Genomic DNA, 16,968 nt, shown 5'->3' on the forward strand with positions numbered 1-16,968 from the left:
CTCGCCCTGGGCCGGTCCGCGGACGCACGGAGGGCGGGCGCCGGGAGAAGTCCCCGGTGCCCGCCCTCCGTGCGTCCGCGTACGGATCAGATCGTGATCAGAGCCTCCAGCGGCGCGCCCTGCAGGGCCTGCTCCAGACGGGCACGCCCGTCCAGGAAGCTCAGCTCCATGAGGACGGCCACGCCCGCGACCTGGGCGCCGGCCCGCCGGATCAGCTTCAGCGAGGCCTCCGCCGTGCCGCCGGTGGCGAGGACGTCGTCGATGACCATGACGCGGTCACCCGCGCTGAGGTCCTCGGCGTGCACCTCGATCTCGGCGCTGCCGTACTCCAGGTCGTACGCCTGCGAGAGCGTCGCCCCGGGGAGCTTGCCCGCCTTGCGTACGGGGATGAAACCGATCCCCGCGCGTACCGAGACCGGTGCGGCCAGGATGAACCCGCGTGCCTCCAGTCCGACGATCTTCGTTGCGCCGTGCTCGACGCACAGCTCGACGAGGGCGTCGGTGAGGGCCGTGAAGGCCTCCGGGTCCGCGAGCAGCGGCGTGATGTCCTTGAAGACGACGCCGGGCTTCGGATAGTCCCGCACATCCCGGATACGGCTGAGCAGGAGCTCCTGGGTGCTGGTCATCGGCGCTTCCCACGTCCCCGGACGGGCTGCTGGCGCTGGCCGACGACCGCGGTCTCCGGCTCGTCGTCGAACGGCTCGTCGTCACCGGCCGTCGAGGAGTCGTCCTCGACGGTCTCGCCCTTGGCGGCAGCGGCGGCCCGCTTGGCGAGCACCCGCTTCTTGAGGGCCTTCATCGCCGGCTCGCGCTCCTTGAAGTCGGCGACGAGAGGCGTGGCGATGAAGATCGAGGAGTACGCACCGGCCGCGAGGCCGACGAAGAGCGACAGCGAGATGTCGTTGATCATGCCGGCGCCGAGGACACCGCCACCGATGAAGAGCAGACCCGCCACCGGGAGAAGGGCGACGATCGTGGTGTTGATGGACCGCACCAGGGTGCCGTTGAGGGACCGGTTGGCCATCTCGCTGTAGGTCCAGCGGGTCTGCTTGGTGAGGTCTTTCCCGCCCTCCTTGAGACTGTCGAAGACGACGACGGTGTCGTAGAGGGAGTAACCGAGGATGGTCAGCAGACCGATCACGGTGCCCGGGGTGACCTCGAAGCCGACGAGTGCGTACACACCGACGGTGATGGTGAGGTCGTGGATCAGGGCGATCAGTGCGGCGATGGCCATGCGCCACTCGAAGGCGATCGCCAGATAGATCACCACGAGGACCATGAACACGGCGAGGCCGGTCCATGCCTTGTTGGCGACGGTCTCGCCCCAGCTGGGGCCGACGAGGTCGGCGTTGATCTTGTTCGCCGGGACGTTCAGGTCCTTGGCCAGTTCGGCCTGGATCTTGTCCGACTGCGTGGTGTCGATACCGGCGATCTGGATCCGGACCGATCCGTCGCCGAGCTTCTGGACGATCGCGTCGTGGCCGGAGGCCGCGACGGCGTCCTCCTGGATCTGCTGGACCGAGGCCGACACGTGGGTGGTCTTGTCGGTCGTGAAGACCGCACCGCCCTCGAACTCGATGCCCATCGTGAGACCACGCACCGCAAGGCCGACGATGGCCGTGATGGTGATCAGGATGGAGATGCCGTACCAGAGCTTCCGCTTGCCGACGAAGTCGTAGCCGATCTCACCGCGGTACAGCTTGGCGCCGATGGTGCCGAGTCGCGACATCTCACGCCTCCTTCGGGTCGGTGGGGGCGGAGGCCGCGCTGCGGGTACGCCGCAACGGAGGCTTGGCACCGAGGCGCTTGGGGTCGAGGCCGGACCACGGGTGGCCGCTGGAGAAGAACTTCGTGCGTGCCATCAGCGTCATGACGGGCTTGGTGAAGAGGAAGACCACCACGACGTCGAGCAGGGTCGTCAGGCCGAGCGTGAACGCGAAGCCCTGCACCTTGCCGACCGTCACGATGTAGAGCACCGCGGCGGCCAGGAACGACACGAAGTCGGAGACGAGGATGGTGCGCCGGGCACGGGGCCAGGCACGCTCGACGGCCGGGCGGAGCGTACGCCCGTGCCGGATCTCGTCACGGACCCGTTCGAAGTAGACGATGAACGAGTCCGCGGTGATACCGATCGCGACGATCGCACCACAGACCGCGGGCAGGTTCAGCGCGAAGCCGATGCCGGGGCCGAGCAGCGTCATGATCTCGTACGTGAGGATTCCGGAGACCGCGAGGCTGAGGATCGCGATGGCTGCCAGGCCTCGGTAGTACGCCACCAGGTAGATGATGACCAGCGCGAGGCCGATCGCACCGGCGATGAGGCCGGCTTCCAGCTGCTGACCGCCGAGGGCGGCCGACACGGTGGTGGCGGTCTCCTCGTGGAAGGTGAGCGGAAGCGCGCCGTAGGACAGGACGTTGGCGAGGCTCTGGGCCGACTTCTGGTCGAAGCTGCCGGAGATCTCGGCGCTGCCGCTGAGCGTCGTGGAGACGCTGGGGGCGGACTGGACCAGACCGTCGAGAACGATCGCGAACTGGTTCTGCGGGGACGTCGCCTTGGAGAGCTTGGTGGTGGTCGTCTGGAACTTCTTCGAGCCCTTGCCCGTGAAGTCCATGTTGACGACCCACGCGGCGGTCTGCTGCGAGATGGCGGCCTTGGCGCTGTCGACGTCGGTGCCGGAGAGCTCGGCCGGACCGAGGACGTACTTCGCGGAGCCGTCCTGGCTGCACGCCACGATCGGGTCGGTGGGCAGTGCGCCCTTGCCCGCCGCGGTGCGCGCGGCAGCGGAGGAGCAGTCGAGCGCCGTGAAGTCCTTCTGCAGCTTGGCGGCCGTGGCGGCGTCGGCCGCCGAGGCGCTGGAGCTGGCCGAAGGGGTCGGCGTGGCAGAGGGAGTGGGGGTGGCGTCCGCCTTGAGACCGTCGGTCACCGCACGGCCCTGAGGGGTCGAGGAACCGGTCGGGCTCGGCGTCGCCGACCCCGTGCTCTTGGCGGTGGACTTGCCGCTCGGCGTGGCGCTCGGCGAGGGCGTGGCGGACGGGTTGGCCGTCGGGGATCCGGCGGCCTCCGTCAGCACCTGCCGGAAGTACAGCTGGGCGGTGGTGCCAACCTGATCGCGAGCCTCTTTCGAGTTCGTCCCCTTGGGGATGTTCACGATGATGTTGTCGTTGCCCTGGGTCTGGACCTCGGCCTCGGAAACGCCCATGCCGTTGACGCGCCGGTCGATGATGCTGACCGCGGTGTCCATGTTCGTCTTGTTGATCGCGTTCTGCTTGCCCGGCTGCGGCACGGCCTTGAGCGTGATGCTCGTGCCACCTGCGAGGTCGATGCCCAGGCGGGGCGTGGTGTGCCCGCCGAGGAACATCCCGCCACCCAGTGCGACCATGGCGATCAGGATCAGGAGCAGGGAACGTCCCGGCTTGCCCGGAGCCCCCGCCGGCCTTCGGCCCTTGTTCGGTGCTGCCACCTTGTCGATTCTCCCTGTCCTACCGCCCTGCGCCGGGTATGCGCTGTGGGCGGCCACGAAGTGTAGAGGGGCCCAGCCCCCGCAGAAGTCGTACGGCCCGGGGACCGGATGCGCGGATGAGCGCTTCCCGGTCCCCGTACGCGACTACTTCGCGTCGCCCTCGCCGTCGGCCTTGTCGTCCTTCGGTGCGGGCGCGTCCTCGGTGTCGGCCGCGGCGTCCTTCTTGCCCAGGTCGATCTTGGCGTCGTCCGCCTTCTCGTCGGCCTCGGTGAGCGAGGAGGCATCGTCCGGGACGACCGCGCCGTCGACCTTGAGGTCGTCGCCGCTCTCGCCGTGGATGAGGCGGTTGTACTCCTCGTCGGGGAGGACGGCGCCGATGGAGTTCTTGGCGTAGATGGCGTGAACGCCGGGCGCGACCTCGAGGGTCACCGTCTCGTCGTCCATCTCCTTGACGGTGGCGTACATGCCCCCGATCGTGCGGACACCGGTGCCAGGCTGCATCTCATTGCGCATGGACGCGGCCGCCTGCTGCTTCTTCTTGGCGGAGCGGGTCATCAGGAACATGGCCCCGATAAGCACAATGAAGGGGAGAAGAGTGATCGGACTCACGGGACGGACTTCCTTCGCACGACCGCGCTGGTGAGCGGCCTGATCTACGGGGGTGGGCACGTCGGCCTGGAAGGGCGACGTCGGCGGAGTCTAAGCGAGTCCGCATCATTGGAACAACGCCCAGCATGGCACCGCCGTTCCTCACCGGGCGAGCCCCCGCGTCATTACGACCGAAATAGACCGGCTTGTCCGTTATTTGCCTCACCATGCCGGGGTGGTACGAGGCCGAGATGAGCCCAGGCGGCAGGCGTCGCCACCCGGCCGCGCGGAGTGCGCGCCAGCAGTCCTTCCCGTACCAGGAAGGGCTCGGCCACCTCCTCGACCGTCTCGCGCTCCTCCCCCACGGCCACCGCCAGGGTGGAGAGACCCACGGGGCCGCCGCCGAAGAGCTTCAGCAGCGCCTGCAGGACGGCCCGGTCCAGGCGGTCGAGGCCGCGGGCATCGACCTCGTAGACGGCGAGGGCCGTACCGGCGACCTCGCGGGTGATGTGGCCGTCCGCCTTGACCTGGGCGTAGTCGCGGACGCGGCGCAGCAGGCGGTTGGCGATACGGGGCGTGCCGCGGGAGCGCCCCGCGATCTCGGCCGCGCCCTCGATGTCGATCTCCACGTCGAGCAGCCGGGCGGAGCGGTGGATGACACGCTCCAGCTCGGCAGGCTCGTAGAAATCCATGTGCCCGGTGAAGCCGAAGCGGTCGCGCAGCGGGGGCGGCAGGAGCCCGGCGCGCGTGGTGGCGCCGACCAGGGTGAAGGGCGGCAGCTCCAGGGGGATGGCGGTGGCGCCTGGGCCTTTGCCGACGATGACGTCGACCCGGAAGTCCTCCATCGCCATGTAGAGCATCTCCTCGGCGGGACGCGACATCCGGTGGATCTCGTCCAGGAAGAGGACCTCGCCCTCCTGGAGGGAGGAGAGGATCGCGGCAAGGTCGCCCGCGTGCTGGATGGCGGGGCCCGATGTGATGCGGATGGGGGCGCCCATCTCGGCGGCGATGATCATCGAGAGGGTGGTCTTGCCGAGGCCGGGGGCTCCGGAGAGCAGGACGTGGTCGGCGGTGGCGCCGCGCGCACGGGCCGCGCGCAGCACCAGGTCGAGCTGTTCGCGGACGCGCTCCTGCCCGATGAACTCCTCAAGGTCCTTGGGCCGCAGCGCGGCTTCCACGGCCTGGTCCTCGCCGTCGGCTGCGGAGCCCACCAGTCGCTCTTCGGTGTCGGGGCCGGTCGTCTCGTCCCAGTTCATTTCGGCGGGTCTCTCGATCAGCGGGCGCGGTTGAGGGTCTGCAGGGCTGCCTTGAGGAGCGCGCCGACGTTCGGCTCGGCGGTGGCCTCTGCCTGCGGGGTGACGGCGGTGACCGCGTCCTCGGCGTCGCGGGGCGCGTATCCGAGGCCGACCAGGGCGGCGTGCAGCTGCTCGCTCCAGGGGGCCGGTCCCGGGGCCGAGCGCTGGGCGGCCAGATGGGCGCCGGTGCCCAGCGGGGAGCCGAGGCGGTCCTTGAGTTCCAGGAGGAGCTTCTGGGCGCCCTTCTTGCCGATGCCGGGGACCGCGGTCAGCGCCTTCTCGTCGGCGGTGGAGACCGCGAGGCGCAGGGCGTCCGGGGAGTGCACGGCGAGCATCGCCTGGGCGAGGCGCGGGCCGACGCCGCTGGCGGTCTGGAGGAGCTCGAAGACCTGGCGCTCGTCGTCGTCCACGAAGCCGTACAGGGTGAGCGAGTCCTCCCGTACGACCAGGGAGGTCGCGAGCTTGGCCTCCTGGCCGATACGGAGGGTCGCGAGGGTGCCGGGGGTGCACTGGACGGCCATACCGATGCCGCCGACCTCCAGGACGGCCGTGGTCGGGGCCAGGGCGGCCACCGGTCCTGAGACGAAGGCGATCATGCGGTACGGCCTTTCGTTGCCTGTGCCTGAGCTTGTGTTCGTGCCTGAGCCGTGCGGTGGGCGGCGACGGCCTGCTGGAGCCGGTTCTGGGCGGGGGCGCGCCAGATGTGGCAGATCGCGAGCGCCAGGGCGTCGGCGGCGTCGGCCGGCTTCGGCGGTGCGTCGAGCCGCAGGAGCCGGGTCACCATCGCCCCCACCTGGGCCTTGTCGGCGCGACCGCTGCCCGAGACGGCGGCCTTGACCTCGCTGGGGGTGTGCAGGGCGACGGGGATGGAGCGGCGGGACGCGCAGAGCATGGCCACGGCACTCGCCTGGGCCGTGCCCATGACCGTACTGACGTTGTGCTGGCTGAACACCCGCTCCACGGCGACGACTTCGGGCCGGTAGGTGTCCAGCCATTCCTCGATGCCGCGCTCGATGGCGACGAGGCGCATCCCCAACTCCTCGTCCGCCGGAGTGCGTACGACACCGACGCCCAGCATCGTCAGGGGCCGTCCCGCGACGCCTTCGACGACGCCGACCCCGCACCGGGTCAGCCCCGGGTCCACACCCAGCACCCGCATCCGCCGGCACCCGCCCCCCTGTTTTTGCGGCTGAACCGCCGCCGCTCTCGCGTACCTGGCTGATCGCCGTCGGGGTTCCTCGATTGATGGTTGCGGCCCGCGACACCGATCACTGATCTGTCGCCGCCAGGCTATCTCCGCCCACCGACAATGACTGCGGGCCGGGGGTCGTGTCCCCCGGCCCGCAGCGTGTGAGCGCGTGATTGCGTGATTGCGTGAGTGCCCGTCAGGCGTCTCAGGCGTCGACCGCGTCGACCTTCTCCATGACCTCGTCGGAGACGTCGAAGTTGGCGAAGACGTTCTGCACGTCGTCGCTGTCCTCGAGCGCGTCGATCAGCTTGAAGATCTTGCGCGCACCCTCTTCGTCCAGCTCGACCTGCATGGTCGGGACGAAGTTGGCGTCGGCCGAGTCGTAGTCGATGCCTGCGTCCTGGAGCGCGGTGCGGACGGCGACCATGTCCGTGGCCTCGCTGAGCACCTCGAAGGTCTCGCCCAGGTCGTTGACTTCCTCGGCTCCCGCGTCCAGGACCGCGCCGAGCACGTCGTCCTCGCCGAGCTCGCCCTTGGGGACGATGACGACGCCCTTGCGGTTGAAGAGGTACGAGACGGAGCCGGGGTCGGCCATCGAGCCGCCGTTGCGGGTCATCGCGACCCGCACGTCCGAGGCGGCGCGGTTGCGGTTGTCGGTGAGGCACTCGATGAGCACCGCGACACCGTTGGGTCCGTAGCCCTCGTACATGATCGTCTCGTAGTCGGCGCCGCCGGCTTCGAGACCGCCGCCGCGCTTGACCGCGGAGTCGATGTTCTTGTTCGGGACCGAGCTCTTCTTCGCCTTCTGGATGGCGTCGACGAGCGTCGGGTTGCCATCGAGGTCGACGCCGCCCGAGCGGGCCGCGACCTCGATGTTCTTGATCAGCTTCGCGAAGAGCTTGCCGCGCTTGGCGTCAACCACGGCCTTCTTGTGCTTCGTCGTAGCCCATTTAGAGTGGCCGGACATCTGCCTGTCTCCTTCGCGTAACCATCTTCTGTAGGAACGCCAGAGATCCTACCGGGAGTACGTCACAGGGTTCACAGGGTGGAGCGCACCATGTCCGCGAAATACTGGTGCAGCCGGTGGTCCCCGGTCAGTTCCGGATGGAAGGACGTCGCAAGGGCGTTCTTCTGCCGTACGGCCACGATATGGCCGCCGTGCTCGGCGAGCACCGAAACCTCGGCACCTACCGACTCCACCCACGGGGCGCGGATGAAGACGCCCTCGACCGGGCCGCCCTCGATCGCCCCGATGGCCACGGCCGCCTCGAAGGACTCGTTCTGCCGTCCGAAGGCGTTACGGCGCACGATCATGTCGATGCCGCCGATGGTCTCCTGGCCCGAGCGCGGGTCGAGGATCTTGTCGGCGAGCATGATCAGTCCGGCGCAGGTGCCGTAGACCGGCATTCCGGCGCGGACCCGCTCGCGGAGCGGTTCCAGCATGCCGAAGAGGACGGCCAGTTTGGACATCGTGGTGGACTCGCCGCCGGGAATGACCAGACCGTCGACCTCGGCGAGCTCCTCGGGACGCCTGACCGGCCTGGCCACGGCATCCGCGGTGGCCAGGGCGGTCAGGTGCTCCCGTACGTCGCCCTGGAGAGCCAGGACGCCGATCACGGGGGTGTTCGTCATGAGGGGGACTACCAGCCGCGGTTGGCGTAGCGCTCGGCCTCGGGGAGGGTGTCGCAGTTGATGCCGACCATGGCCTCGCCCAGGTTGCGCGACGCGTCCGCGATGATCTTGGGGTCGTCGTAGAAGGTGGTGGCCTTCACGATGGCGGCGGCGCGCTTGGCCGGGTCGCCCGACTTGAAGATGCCGGAGCCGACGAAGACGCCCTCGGCGCCGAGCTGGCGCATCAGCGCTGCGTCGGCGGGGGTGGCGACGCCGCCCGCGGAGAAGAGGACGACCGGCAGCTTCCCGAGCTCGGCGACCTCCTTGACCAGCTCGTACGGGGCGCGCAGGTCCTTGGCGGCCGCGTACAGCTCGTTGTTGTCGTAACCGCGCAGGCGGGCGATCTCGTTCTTGATCTGGCGCAGGTGGCGCACGGCCTCGACGACGTTGCCGGTGCCGGCCTCGCCCTTGGAGCGGATCATGGCCGCGCCCTCGGCGATGCGGCGCAGCGCCTCGCCCAGGTTGGTGGCGCCGCAGACGAAGGGGGTGGTGAAGGCGAACTTGTCGCTGTGGTTGACCTCGTCGGCCGGGGTGAGGACCTCGGACTCGTCGATGTAGTCCACACCGAGCGACTGCAGGATCTGGGCCTCGACGAAGTGACCGATACGGGACTTCGCCATGACCGGGATCGACACGGCCTCGATGATCTCTTCGATCATGTTCGGGTCGGACATCCGGGCGACGCCGCCGTCCTTGCGGATGTCGGCCGGAACCCGCTCCAGGGCCATGACGGCCACGGCGCCCGCGTCCTCTGCGATCTTCGCCTGCTCGGCGTTGACCACGTCCATGATCACGCCGCCCTTGAGCTGCTCGGCCATCCCGCGCTTGACGCGTGCGGTGCCGGTGGCAGTGCTCGTGCCGGTGGCCTGGGGGGTGCTGGGAAGCGTGCTCACGGAATTGACCTCACTCGGTGAAGAAGGTTCTTGCTCCTCCGAGGAAACGCCCTGCGACCAGTCCACTGCAAGGGCCAATGGGTAGCCGGTGGATCGTTTTGGCTCCCGGTACTCCCCCGGGGTTACGTTCCCGGGCGGTCGGCCAGCGCCACCGGCGGCTCGTCGTCCATCTCGAAGGCGAGGGGAAACGGCGCGTGCCCGGCCAGCCGGAACCAGCGGACCTTGCGGTGTCCTCGCAGGGCGCGTGCGGCCCGTACTTTGTCGTTGTGGAAGCGGCGGGCCATCGGCACGCGCCGTACGGCAGCGGCCAGTTCATCGGCGGCCTCCTCGCCGCCGGGCGCCTCGCGCACCACGTCGACCTGCGCCTGCTCGCCGAAGACGGCCCGCAGCGCCTGGCTCAACTCGCTCTCGGTGACCTCCCGGTGGTCCTCCTCGGCCTGCCGGGCTGCGTGCGCCGCCTGGTAGAGCACGATCGAGGCGGCAGGGTCGAGGACGCCGGAGGTGGCCAGCTCCTGGGTGACCGAGGCGCGGCGCAGAAGCTGGGCGTCGAGGGCGGCGCGGGCGGCGTCGATCCGGGTGTGCAGCCGGTCGAGCCGTCCCGCGGTCCAGCTCAGGTACAGGCCGATCGCGACGAGGGCGACGACGATCCAGATCAGGGTTACGGTCACGGGCGGCAAGGCTACCCGTGACCGCGCCCGCACCGGACCGCGCCCGCACCGGACCGCGACTGCGGCCGCGCTCACCCGCCGGTCAGTGAGCGGTGAGCGGGACTCAGTCCCTGGCGAGACCGAACCGCGCCCGCAGGCTGACCCGTTCGTCGGCGGCCACCGAGGCCGCCCCGTCGGTCACCGTCTCGTACACCGCGAGGATGTCGGCGGCCACCGTCGACCAGTCGAAGCGCCGTACGTGCGCACTCCCCCGCTCGCTCAGCTCCGTCCGCCGCTCCTCGTCCCCGAGGAGCCGTACCGCCGCCGTCGCCAGCGCGTCCGCGTCCTCGTTCGCGAAGAGCTCGCCCGCCGCGCCCTGGTCCAGGACCTGCGCGAAGGCGTCCAGATCGCTGGCGAGCACCGGGGCGCCCGCCGACAGCGCCTCGACCAGGATGATCCCGAAGCTCTCGCCGCCGGTGTTGGGCGCGATGTACACATCGACGCTGCGCAGCAGCCGCGCCTTGTCCTCGTCGCTCACCATGCCGAGGAACTCGACGCGGTCGCGCATCTCCTTCGGCAGCGCGGCGACCGCTTCCTCCTCGTCGCCGCGGCCCGCGACGAGCAGTCGCGTCTCCGGGCACTCGGCGAGGATCTTGGGGAGCGCCCGCATCAGGACGGGAAGTCCCTTGCGGGGCTCGTCGATCCGCCCGATGAAACCGATCGTGCCGCCCTGCCACTCGGCCTTGGGCTCGGCCTTGTCGAAGAAGCCGACGTCGACGCCATTGGGGATGACGACCGCGTCGCCGCCCAGGTGTTCGACCAGGGTGCGCCGCGCGTACTCGCTGACCGCGATGCGCGCGCTGATCTTCTCCAGGGCGGGCTGCAGGATCGGGTACGCGGCGATCATCGCCCGGGAGCGCGGGTTGGAGGTGTGGAAGGTCGCGACGATCGGCCCCTGCGCGGCCCAGCAGGCGAGCAGACCGAGCGAGGGCGAGGCCGGCTCGTGGATGTGGATCACGTCAAAGGTGCCGTCGTGGAGCCAGCGCCGTACCCGGGCGGCCGACAGGAAGCCGAAGTTGAGGCGGGCGACCGATCCGTTGTACGGCACGGGGACGGCCCGGCCCGCCGAGACGACGTACGGCGGAAGCGGCGTCTCGTCGTCCGCGGGGGCCAGCACCGAGACCTGGTGGCCGAGCCGGATCAGATGATCGGCGAGGTCACGGATATGGAACTGGACTCCCCCGGGGACGTCCCAGGAGTACGGGCAGACGATGCCGATCTTCACGAAGGCTCCTGACGGGGCTCTAGATCGGCGAGCCAGAGACGCTGCAGCATGTGCCAGTCCTCCGGGTGCTCGGCGATTCCGGTGGCGAAGGCATCAGCCAGCGCCTGCGTCATCGAAGACGTCTTCTCGGCCCGTGTACCTGTCTCGGGAACGTCAAGAGGCGCGTGGATACGGCCCTGCATTATGGCCGAGCCGTCGTACCAGAGCGTTACGGGAAGAAGCAGCGCCCCCGTCTGCAACGCCAGCATCGCGGGCCCCGCGGGCATCCGCGTCGCCTCGCCGAAGAACTTCACCTCGACGCCGTTGGCGGAGAGGTCGCGGTCGGCCACCAGGCAGACCAGACCGCCCGCGCGCAGCCGCCGCGCCAGAGTCCCGAAGGCCGAACCGCCGGTGTGCGGCAGGACCTCCATGCCCAGGCTCTCGCGGTACGCGACGAAACGGTCGTACAGCGTCTCCGGCTTGAGCCGCTCGGCGACCGTCGTGAAGGGGACCTCCAGCTTGGTGGTGACCCAGGCGCCCGCGAGGTCGTAATTGCCCATGTGGGGCAGGGCCAGGACCACACCCCGGCCGGTGGCGAGACCGTCCGTCAGATGGTGGGCGCCCTTGACGGCGAAACCGTTCTTCACACGCTCCGCGCTCCATGCGGGCAGCCGGAAGGACTCCATCCAGTACCGCATGTACGAGCGCATGCCCGCCTGGGACAGCTCCGCCAGCCGCGCAGGGGTGGCATCAGGCACGACCCGCGCCAGATTCGACTCCAGCCGCAGCACACTCTTGCCGCGCCGCTTCCAGACCATGTCGGCGATCCGCCGGCCGAGGCCCGCGGCGACCGGCTCGGGCAGCTTCTTGACGGTGGCCCAGCCCAGTCCGTACAGCGCGTCGGTCAGCTTCTCCTTCATGCCGTCTCGCTCTCCTGCGCCGCGGCTGCTGCTGCGGCGTCGGCCTCGGCGGACTCCCGGCGTACGGTCACCACCCGCTGCGCCAGGGTGATCGCACTGCCCACGGCCACGATCCACAGCGCGATCGGCAGCAGGATGCCGATACCGGGGACCCCGAAGGTCTCCAGTCCGGCGAGACCGGCGGCGACCAGCGAGATGACGAGCCGCTCGGCCCGTTCGATCAGGCCGTTGACGGCGACCGGCAGGCCGATCGATTCGCCGCGCGCCTTGGTGTACGAGACGACCTGGCCGCTCGCGAGGCAGAAGATCGCGACGGCGCACAGCATGTTGTTGTCGCCGGTGCCCGCGTACCAGAGCGCGAATCCACCGAAGATCGCCCCGTCGGCGACCCGGTCGAGGGTCGAGTCGAGGAACGCGCCCCAGCGGCTGGAGATCCCGGCCTGGCGTGCCATGTTGCCGTCGACGAGGTCGGAGAAGACGAAGAGGGTGATGACGATCGTGCCCCAGAAGAACTCTCCGCGGGGGAAGAAGACCAGTGCACCCGCCATCACTCCGGCCGTGCCGATGAGCGTGACCGCGTCGGGGCTGACCCCACGGCGGAGCAGAAATGCGGCGAACGGCGTGAGGACACGCGTGAAGAATGCACGCGCGTACTTGTTCAGCATGGCCTTCCCGAGGGGTCGGATGGCCGCGCGGCCCTTCTGGCCACCGGCTGGCCCATCGTAGCCAGGACCACCGGAGTCCACCGCCGGGCACCCCGGCTCGGTACGACGTATGGACGCAGCGTGACCGGAGTGGAAAGCTCGGAGGACCGCGGGCGTCACCGGTGCCGCCACGCACTGCGGCCCCTCTGTGCTCGCGCCCTCTCTCCTCACCGTGCAACAAACCGGGAGGCCAGAATCATGGGCGACAAGGCAAACGCACACCCCGGAGCCGCCGGCAGGGCAGCGACGGCCGACCATCCCGCATCCGTTCGGAATGTGGTGCTGGTCGGCCACAGCGGTTCGGGCAAGACCACGCTGGTCGAGGCCCTCGCGCTGACCGCGGGAGCGGTCAACAGGGCCGGCCGCGTCGAGGACGGACAGACCGTCTCCGACTACGACGAGATCGAGCACCGCCAGCAGCGCTCGGTCCAGCTCTCCCTCGTCCCCGTCGAATGGGGCGGGATCAAGATCAATCTCCTGGACACACCCGGCTACGCCGATTTCGTCGGTGAGCTGAGGGCCGGTCTGCGTGCGGCGGACGCGGCCCTCTTCGTCGTATCGGCCGCCCAGGAGGCCCACAGCGTCGCCGCGTCGACCCGCATGGTGTGGGACGAGTGCGCGGCCGTCGGGATGCCGCGGGCGATCGTGGTCACCCACCTCGACACCGCACGGACCGGCTACGACGAGATGACCAGGATCTGCGGCCGGATCTTCGGCGGCGACGACCCGGACGCCGTGCTCCCGCTCTATCTGCCGCTCCACGGGCCAACCGCGGCCGACGGGCACGCCCCGGTGACGGGACTGATCGGGCTGCTGACCCAGCGGCTCTTCGACTACACGGCGGGGGTACGGAGGGAATCGCCGCCCGCGGACGAGCAGTTGCCGCTGATCGAGGAGGCCCGTAACCGGCTCATCGAGGGGATCATCGCGGAGAGCGAGGACGAGTCCCTCATGGACCGCTATCTCGAAGGCGCCGAGATCGACGTCAAGACGCTGATCGAGGACCTGGAGCGGGCCGTCGCGCGCGGCACCTTCCACCCCGTCCTCGCGGCGGCCCCGGCCGCCGAGGGCGCCGCGCAGGGCCTCGGCACGGTCGAGCTGCTCGAACTGATCACCGGCGGCTTCCCCACTCCCCCCGAGCGCGAGACCCCGCGGGTCACCACCCCCCAGGGAGGCTCACGCCCCGCGGTGACCTGCGACCCCCGCGGGCCGCTGGTGGCCGAGGTGATCAAGACCGCGTCCGATCCCTATGTGGGGCGTGTGTCGCTGGTACGGGTCTTCTCCGGCACCCTGCGCCCCGACGAGACCGTGCACGTCTCCGGCCACGGGCTGCAGGACAGAGGCCAGGACAGTCATGACCTCGACGAGCGGATCGGCGCACTCTCCTCCCCCTTCGGCAAACAGCAGCGCGGCATGACGCAGGTCATCGCGGGAGACATCGCCTGCGTGGCCAAACTCACCCGCGCCGAGACCGGCGACACCCTCTCGGGGCGCAACGACCCCCTGCTGATGGAGCCCTGGGTGATGCCCGACCCGCTCCTCCCGCTCGCCATCGAGGCGCACAGCAAGGCGGACGAGGACAAGCTCTCCCAGGGCCTCTCCCGGCTGGTGGCCGAGGACCCGACGATGCGGCTCGAACAGAACCCGGACACCAGGCAGCTGGTGCTCTGGTGCCTCGGCGAGGCGCACAAGGACGTGGCCCTTGAGCGGCTGCGCAGCCGTTACGGGGTCCAGGTCGACGCCGTGCCCTACAAGGTGTCGCTCCGGGAGACGTTCGGGGCCACGTCGGCGGGGCGCGGGCGGCACGTCAAACAGTCCGGCGGCCACGGCCAGTTCGCGATCTGCGAGATCGAGGTGGCCCCGCTGCCCCCGGGCACCGGCATCGAGTTCGTCGACAAGGTGGTGGGAGGTTCGGTTCCCCGGCAGTTCATCCCGTCGGTCGAGAAGGGAGTACGCGCCCAGGCGGCACGCGGGGTCGCGGCGGGCCATCCGCTCGTGGACGTACGGATCACCCTCCTCGACGGGAAGGCGCACTCGGTGGACTCCTCCGACGCGGCCTTCCAGACGGCGGGCGCCCTCGCCCTGCGCGAGGCGGCGGTCGAGGCACGGATCGATCTCCTGGAGCCGGTGGCCGAGGTGCAGGTGCTGGTCGCCGACGACTACGTGGGCCCGGTGATGAGCGATCTCTCCGGGCGGCGCGGCCGGGTGGTCGGCACCGAACAGGCGGGGCCCGGCCGCACCCTGGTGCGGGCCGAGGTCCCCGAGATCGAGATCGGGCGGTACGCCGTCGATCTGAGATCGATCTCGCACGGCACGGGCCGCTTCAGCCGCTCGTACGCCCGCCATGAGCCGATGCCGCCCCAACTGGCCGACAAAATTCGCGAACAGGCGGAAACCGGAACGTAGTTGAAGGGACACCCAGGATGCCGTCCGCCCAAATCGCTTGCGGCGGGCGGCATTCCGCTGTCCCCTGACGGAGGACGGCCCTCGCGGATACGCTGTGATCTCCGTTCAGTGGAATGAGCCTCACGAGGGCGGCCCGGGTCGGCACGCCGGGCTGCTTGCTGTGCCTTCCCGGGGGTCGTCCCGCGGGAAGGCACAGCAGAAGGTGTGCCGGGGGCAGTAGTCGGGAAGAGGCCGCAGCAGCGGTTGCATGCGGCGATGGGGGCAGCGATGGCGGACCACAGCGTATTCGACTTCATTCCCGGGGCGCAGATCCCGCTCCAGGGATCGGCTGGCCAGACCGCGGCCACCCACGCCCTCGCCTCGGCGGCGTACCGCGACAGCGACGTCCAGGAGATCCTCAAGGCCAACAGCGAGTGGCACCAGTCGGCGGTGAAGCCGGGCAGGGCCAAGATATTCGAGCCGGACCTGGGCGAGGCCTTCGCGCGGGCCGTTCAGGTACGGATGCTCGGCGGTGCCCGCAAGGCGCTCATCCAGTCTTTCGGCACCGAGCCCCAGACCGTGGTCGAGCACTGCCTTGCGGCGACCCGTATCCGCAAGGAACGCGACACCAGGCTGACGGCCGTGATGGGCGTCTTCGGGCTGCTCTTCCTCCCCGGAATGCTGCTCTGGCTCGGCGTCTTCCAGTTGCGGCGTGCCCTCAAGGACTCCAAGGACCGGCGCACGGGCGTGCTCGGCACCGTCCTGCTGATAGCCGCCGGCGGACTGGCCGTCGTCTTCATGCTCAAGCTGCCCTTCACCGGCTTCCTCGGCCTCTATCTCAGGGCAATGCTCGTCGCGCCGGTCATCGGCTGGCTCTGGGCCAAGCAGATCTGCGAGAAGACCGCCCAGGACCTGCGCGCCCGCTGGACCGGTCTGCTGTCGGGCGGCGGCGTCGGCGCCAAGATCCCCGAGGCCGTACCCCGCAATCCGACCGAGACGGCCGCCGAGACGCTGCGCCAGAACCTCGCCAAGCTCACCGCCGAGCAGCAGTCCAACGCGGTCTTCTACGCGGGCCCCAAGGGAATCCTCGGCATGGGCACCCGCTGGGGCAGCTGGCAGCTCGCCGAGGAGCTGATCCCCCGCGACAAGGACTCCGAGATCCACGGCTTCCGCAGCTGGGACGTCATCCGCGCGATCCACGACCGGCTCAAGCTCCTCGAGCGCAGCTCCCTGCACACCAACGGCTTCCCCACTCCCGACGTCAAGCACTGGATCGTCTCCCCGGTCGGCGAGAACGCCAAGGAGGTCAGCCGTCCGAGCGGCACCGACGTGGACGCCTTCCAGATCAAGGGCCACGAGATACAGCGCATCTGCAACGAGCAGCAGTTCGGCAGCGGCAACCGCCACTACCTGGGCTGCCAGTTCACGCTCTGGGACGGCCAGCTGGTGATCACGATGCTGATCACCGTCACCGTGCTCCACGAGACCCTGCGCATCGAGGTCACCGGCCATGCGCTCGGCCCGGTGCACTCGCTCTTCACCAGCAAGCCGGCACCCAAGACCGTGATGGTCAGCGGGACGGTCAAGTTCTGGGAGACGCACGAGCGGCAACTGCCGCTGATGGGGGCCGACGACGTCGTACGTATCGCCGTGCGCGCGCCGCTGACCTGGTTCCCCAACGTGCTCGACTGGGCCGGCGGCAAACTCGTCCTGCCCGAGCCCTTCGGGGTGCGGCACGCCTGGGCCGAGAAGCCCTGGCGCCACCGCTTCATGGCCGACGACGCGATGCGCACGGCCACCCCCGTACTGCGCGCGGTGCACGCGGCCGCCATGCGCGTACTGGACGAGCACGGAGTGGACACCGAGCGCTTCGGCAACCGCTCGGTGATGCTGAGCGGCCTCGTACAGGATCCGGCCCCGAGGAAGGCGGACGTCTACGACGCGTGAGCGT

16 protein-coding genes are annotated in these 16,968 nt (G+C 69.8%); 2 read left to right on the forward strand and 14 right to left on the reverse strand.

Annotated features, from left to right (window positions below; genetic code table 11):
• Positions 1-86 precede the first annotated feature (86 nt).
• The 14 genes from J0695_RS21015 to pgsA all read right to left on the reverse strand — a co-directional run bounded on the left by J0695_RS21015 (position 87) and on the right by pgsA (position 12,593).
• Complete coding sequence (locus J0695_RS21015; protein WP_206963668.1) at positions 87-626, reverse strand: adenine phosphoribosyltransferase; 540 nt, start codon at positions 624-626, stop codon at positions 87-89.
• A complete protein-coding gene (gene secF / locus J0695_RS21020; protein WP_206963669.1) occupies positions 623-1,729 on the reverse strand; it encodes a protein translocase subunit SecF in 1,107 nt (368 codons plus the stop codon). Before secF ends, J0695_RS21015 begins: the two co-directional genes overlap by 4 nt.
• Before the next feature lies 1 nt (position 1,730).
• A complete protein-coding gene (gene secD, locus J0695_RS21025; protein ID WP_206963670.1) occupies positions 1,731-3,461 on the reverse strand; it encodes a protein translocase subunit SecD in 1,731 nt (576 codons plus the stop codon).
• A 144-nt stretch (positions 3,462-3,605) separates the two neighbouring features.
• Positions 3,606-4,070, reverse strand: a complete 465-nt coding sequence (yajC, locus tag J0695_RS21030; RefSeq protein ID WP_206963671.1) for a preprotein translocase subunit YajC — start codon at positions 4,068-4,070, stop codon at positions 3,606-3,608.
• 164 nt (positions 4,071-4,234) lie between these two features.
• Positions 4,235-5,305, reverse strand: a complete 1,071-nt coding sequence (ruvB, locus tag J0695_RS21035) for a Holliday junction branch migration DNA helicase RuvB (protein WP_206963672.1) — start codon at positions 5,303-5,305, stop codon at positions 4,235-4,237.
• Positions 5,306-5,322: 17 nt separating this feature from the next.
• A complete protein-coding gene (gene ruvA / locus J0695_RS21040; protein WP_206963673.1) occupies positions 5,323-5,940 on the reverse strand; it encodes a Holliday junction branch migration protein RuvA in 618 nt (205 codons plus the stop codon).
• Positions 5,937-6,503, reverse strand: coding sequence for a crossover junction endodeoxyribonuclease RuvC (gene ruvC, locus J0695_RS21045; protein WP_206963674.1), 567 nt, complete (start codon positions 6,501-6,503; stop codon positions 5,937-5,939). The genes ruvA and ruvC overlap by 4 nt, the downstream gene beginning before the upstream one ends.
• A gap of 235 nt (positions 6,504-6,738) precedes the next feature.
• Positions 6,739-7,500, reverse strand: coding sequence for a YebC/PmpR family DNA-binding transcriptional regulator (locus J0695_RS21050; protein ID WP_206963675.1), 762 nt, complete (start codon positions 7,498-7,500; stop codon positions 6,739-6,741).
• A 71-nt stretch (positions 7,501-7,571) separates the two neighbouring features.
• On the reverse strand, positions 7,572-8,165 hold the full coding sequence (gene pdxT, locus J0695_RS21055; RefSeq protein WP_206963676.1) for a pyridoxal 5'-phosphate synthase glutaminase subunit PdxT: 594 nt from the start codon (positions 8,163-8,165) through the stop codon (positions 7,572-7,574).
• Positions 8,166-8,173: 8 nt separating this feature from the next.
• Positions 8,174-9,097, reverse strand: a complete 924-nt coding sequence (gene pdxS, locus J0695_RS21060) for a pyridoxal 5'-phosphate synthase lyase subunit PdxS (protein WP_206963677.1) — start codon at positions 9,095-9,097, stop codon at positions 8,174-8,176.
• A 122-nt stretch (positions 9,098-9,219) separates the two neighbouring features.
• Complete coding sequence (locus tag J0695_RS21065; protein ID WP_206963678.1) at positions 9,220-9,765, reverse strand: hypothetical protein; 546 nt, start codon at positions 9,763-9,765, stop codon at positions 9,220-9,222.
• Positions 9,766-9,868: 103 nt separating this feature from the next.
• The gene (locus tag J0695_RS21070; protein ID WP_206963679.1) at positions 9,869-11,029 is read right to left on the reverse strand and encodes a glycosyltransferase family 4 protein; all 1,161 of its coding nucleotides are present in this window, start codon (positions 11,027-11,029) and stop codon (positions 9,869-9,871) included.
• Complete coding sequence (locus J0695_RS21075) at positions 11,026-11,928, reverse strand: phosphatidylinositol mannoside acyltransferase (RefSeq protein ID WP_206963680.1); 903 nt, start codon at positions 11,926-11,928, stop codon at positions 11,026-11,028. The genes J0695_RS21070 and J0695_RS21075 overlap by 4 nt, the downstream gene beginning before the upstream one ends.
• Positions 11,925-12,593, reverse strand: a complete 669-nt coding sequence (gene pgsA / locus J0695_RS21080; protein WP_206963681.1) for a phosphatidylinositol phosphate synthase — start codon at positions 12,591-12,593, stop codon at positions 11,925-11,927. Before pgsA ends, J0695_RS21075 begins: the two co-directional genes overlap by 4 nt.
• Before the next feature lie 237 nt (positions 12,594-12,830).
• Here pgsA and J0695_RS21085 point away from each other — a divergent pair, with 237 nt between their 5' ends.
• On the forward strand, positions 12,831-15,038 hold the full coding sequence (locus J0695_RS21085) for an elongation factor G-like protein EF-G2 (protein ID WP_206963682.1): 2,208 nt from the start codon (positions 12,831-12,833) through the stop codon (positions 15,036-15,038).
• A 267-nt stretch (positions 15,039-15,305) separates the two neighbouring features.
• A complete protein-coding gene (locus tag J0695_RS21090) occupies positions 15,306-16,964 on the forward strand; it encodes an AbeC-like domain-containing protein (RefSeq protein ID WP_206963683.1) in 1,659 nt (552 codons plus the stop codon).
• Positions 16,965-16,968 lie beyond the last annotated feature (4 nt).

It is taken from the genome of Streptomyces beijiangensis (genome assembly GCF_017315755.1).
Taxonomy (GTDB): domain Bacteria; phylum Actinomycetota; class Actinomycetes; order Streptomycetales; family Streptomycetaceae; genus Streptomyces; species Streptomyces beijiangensis.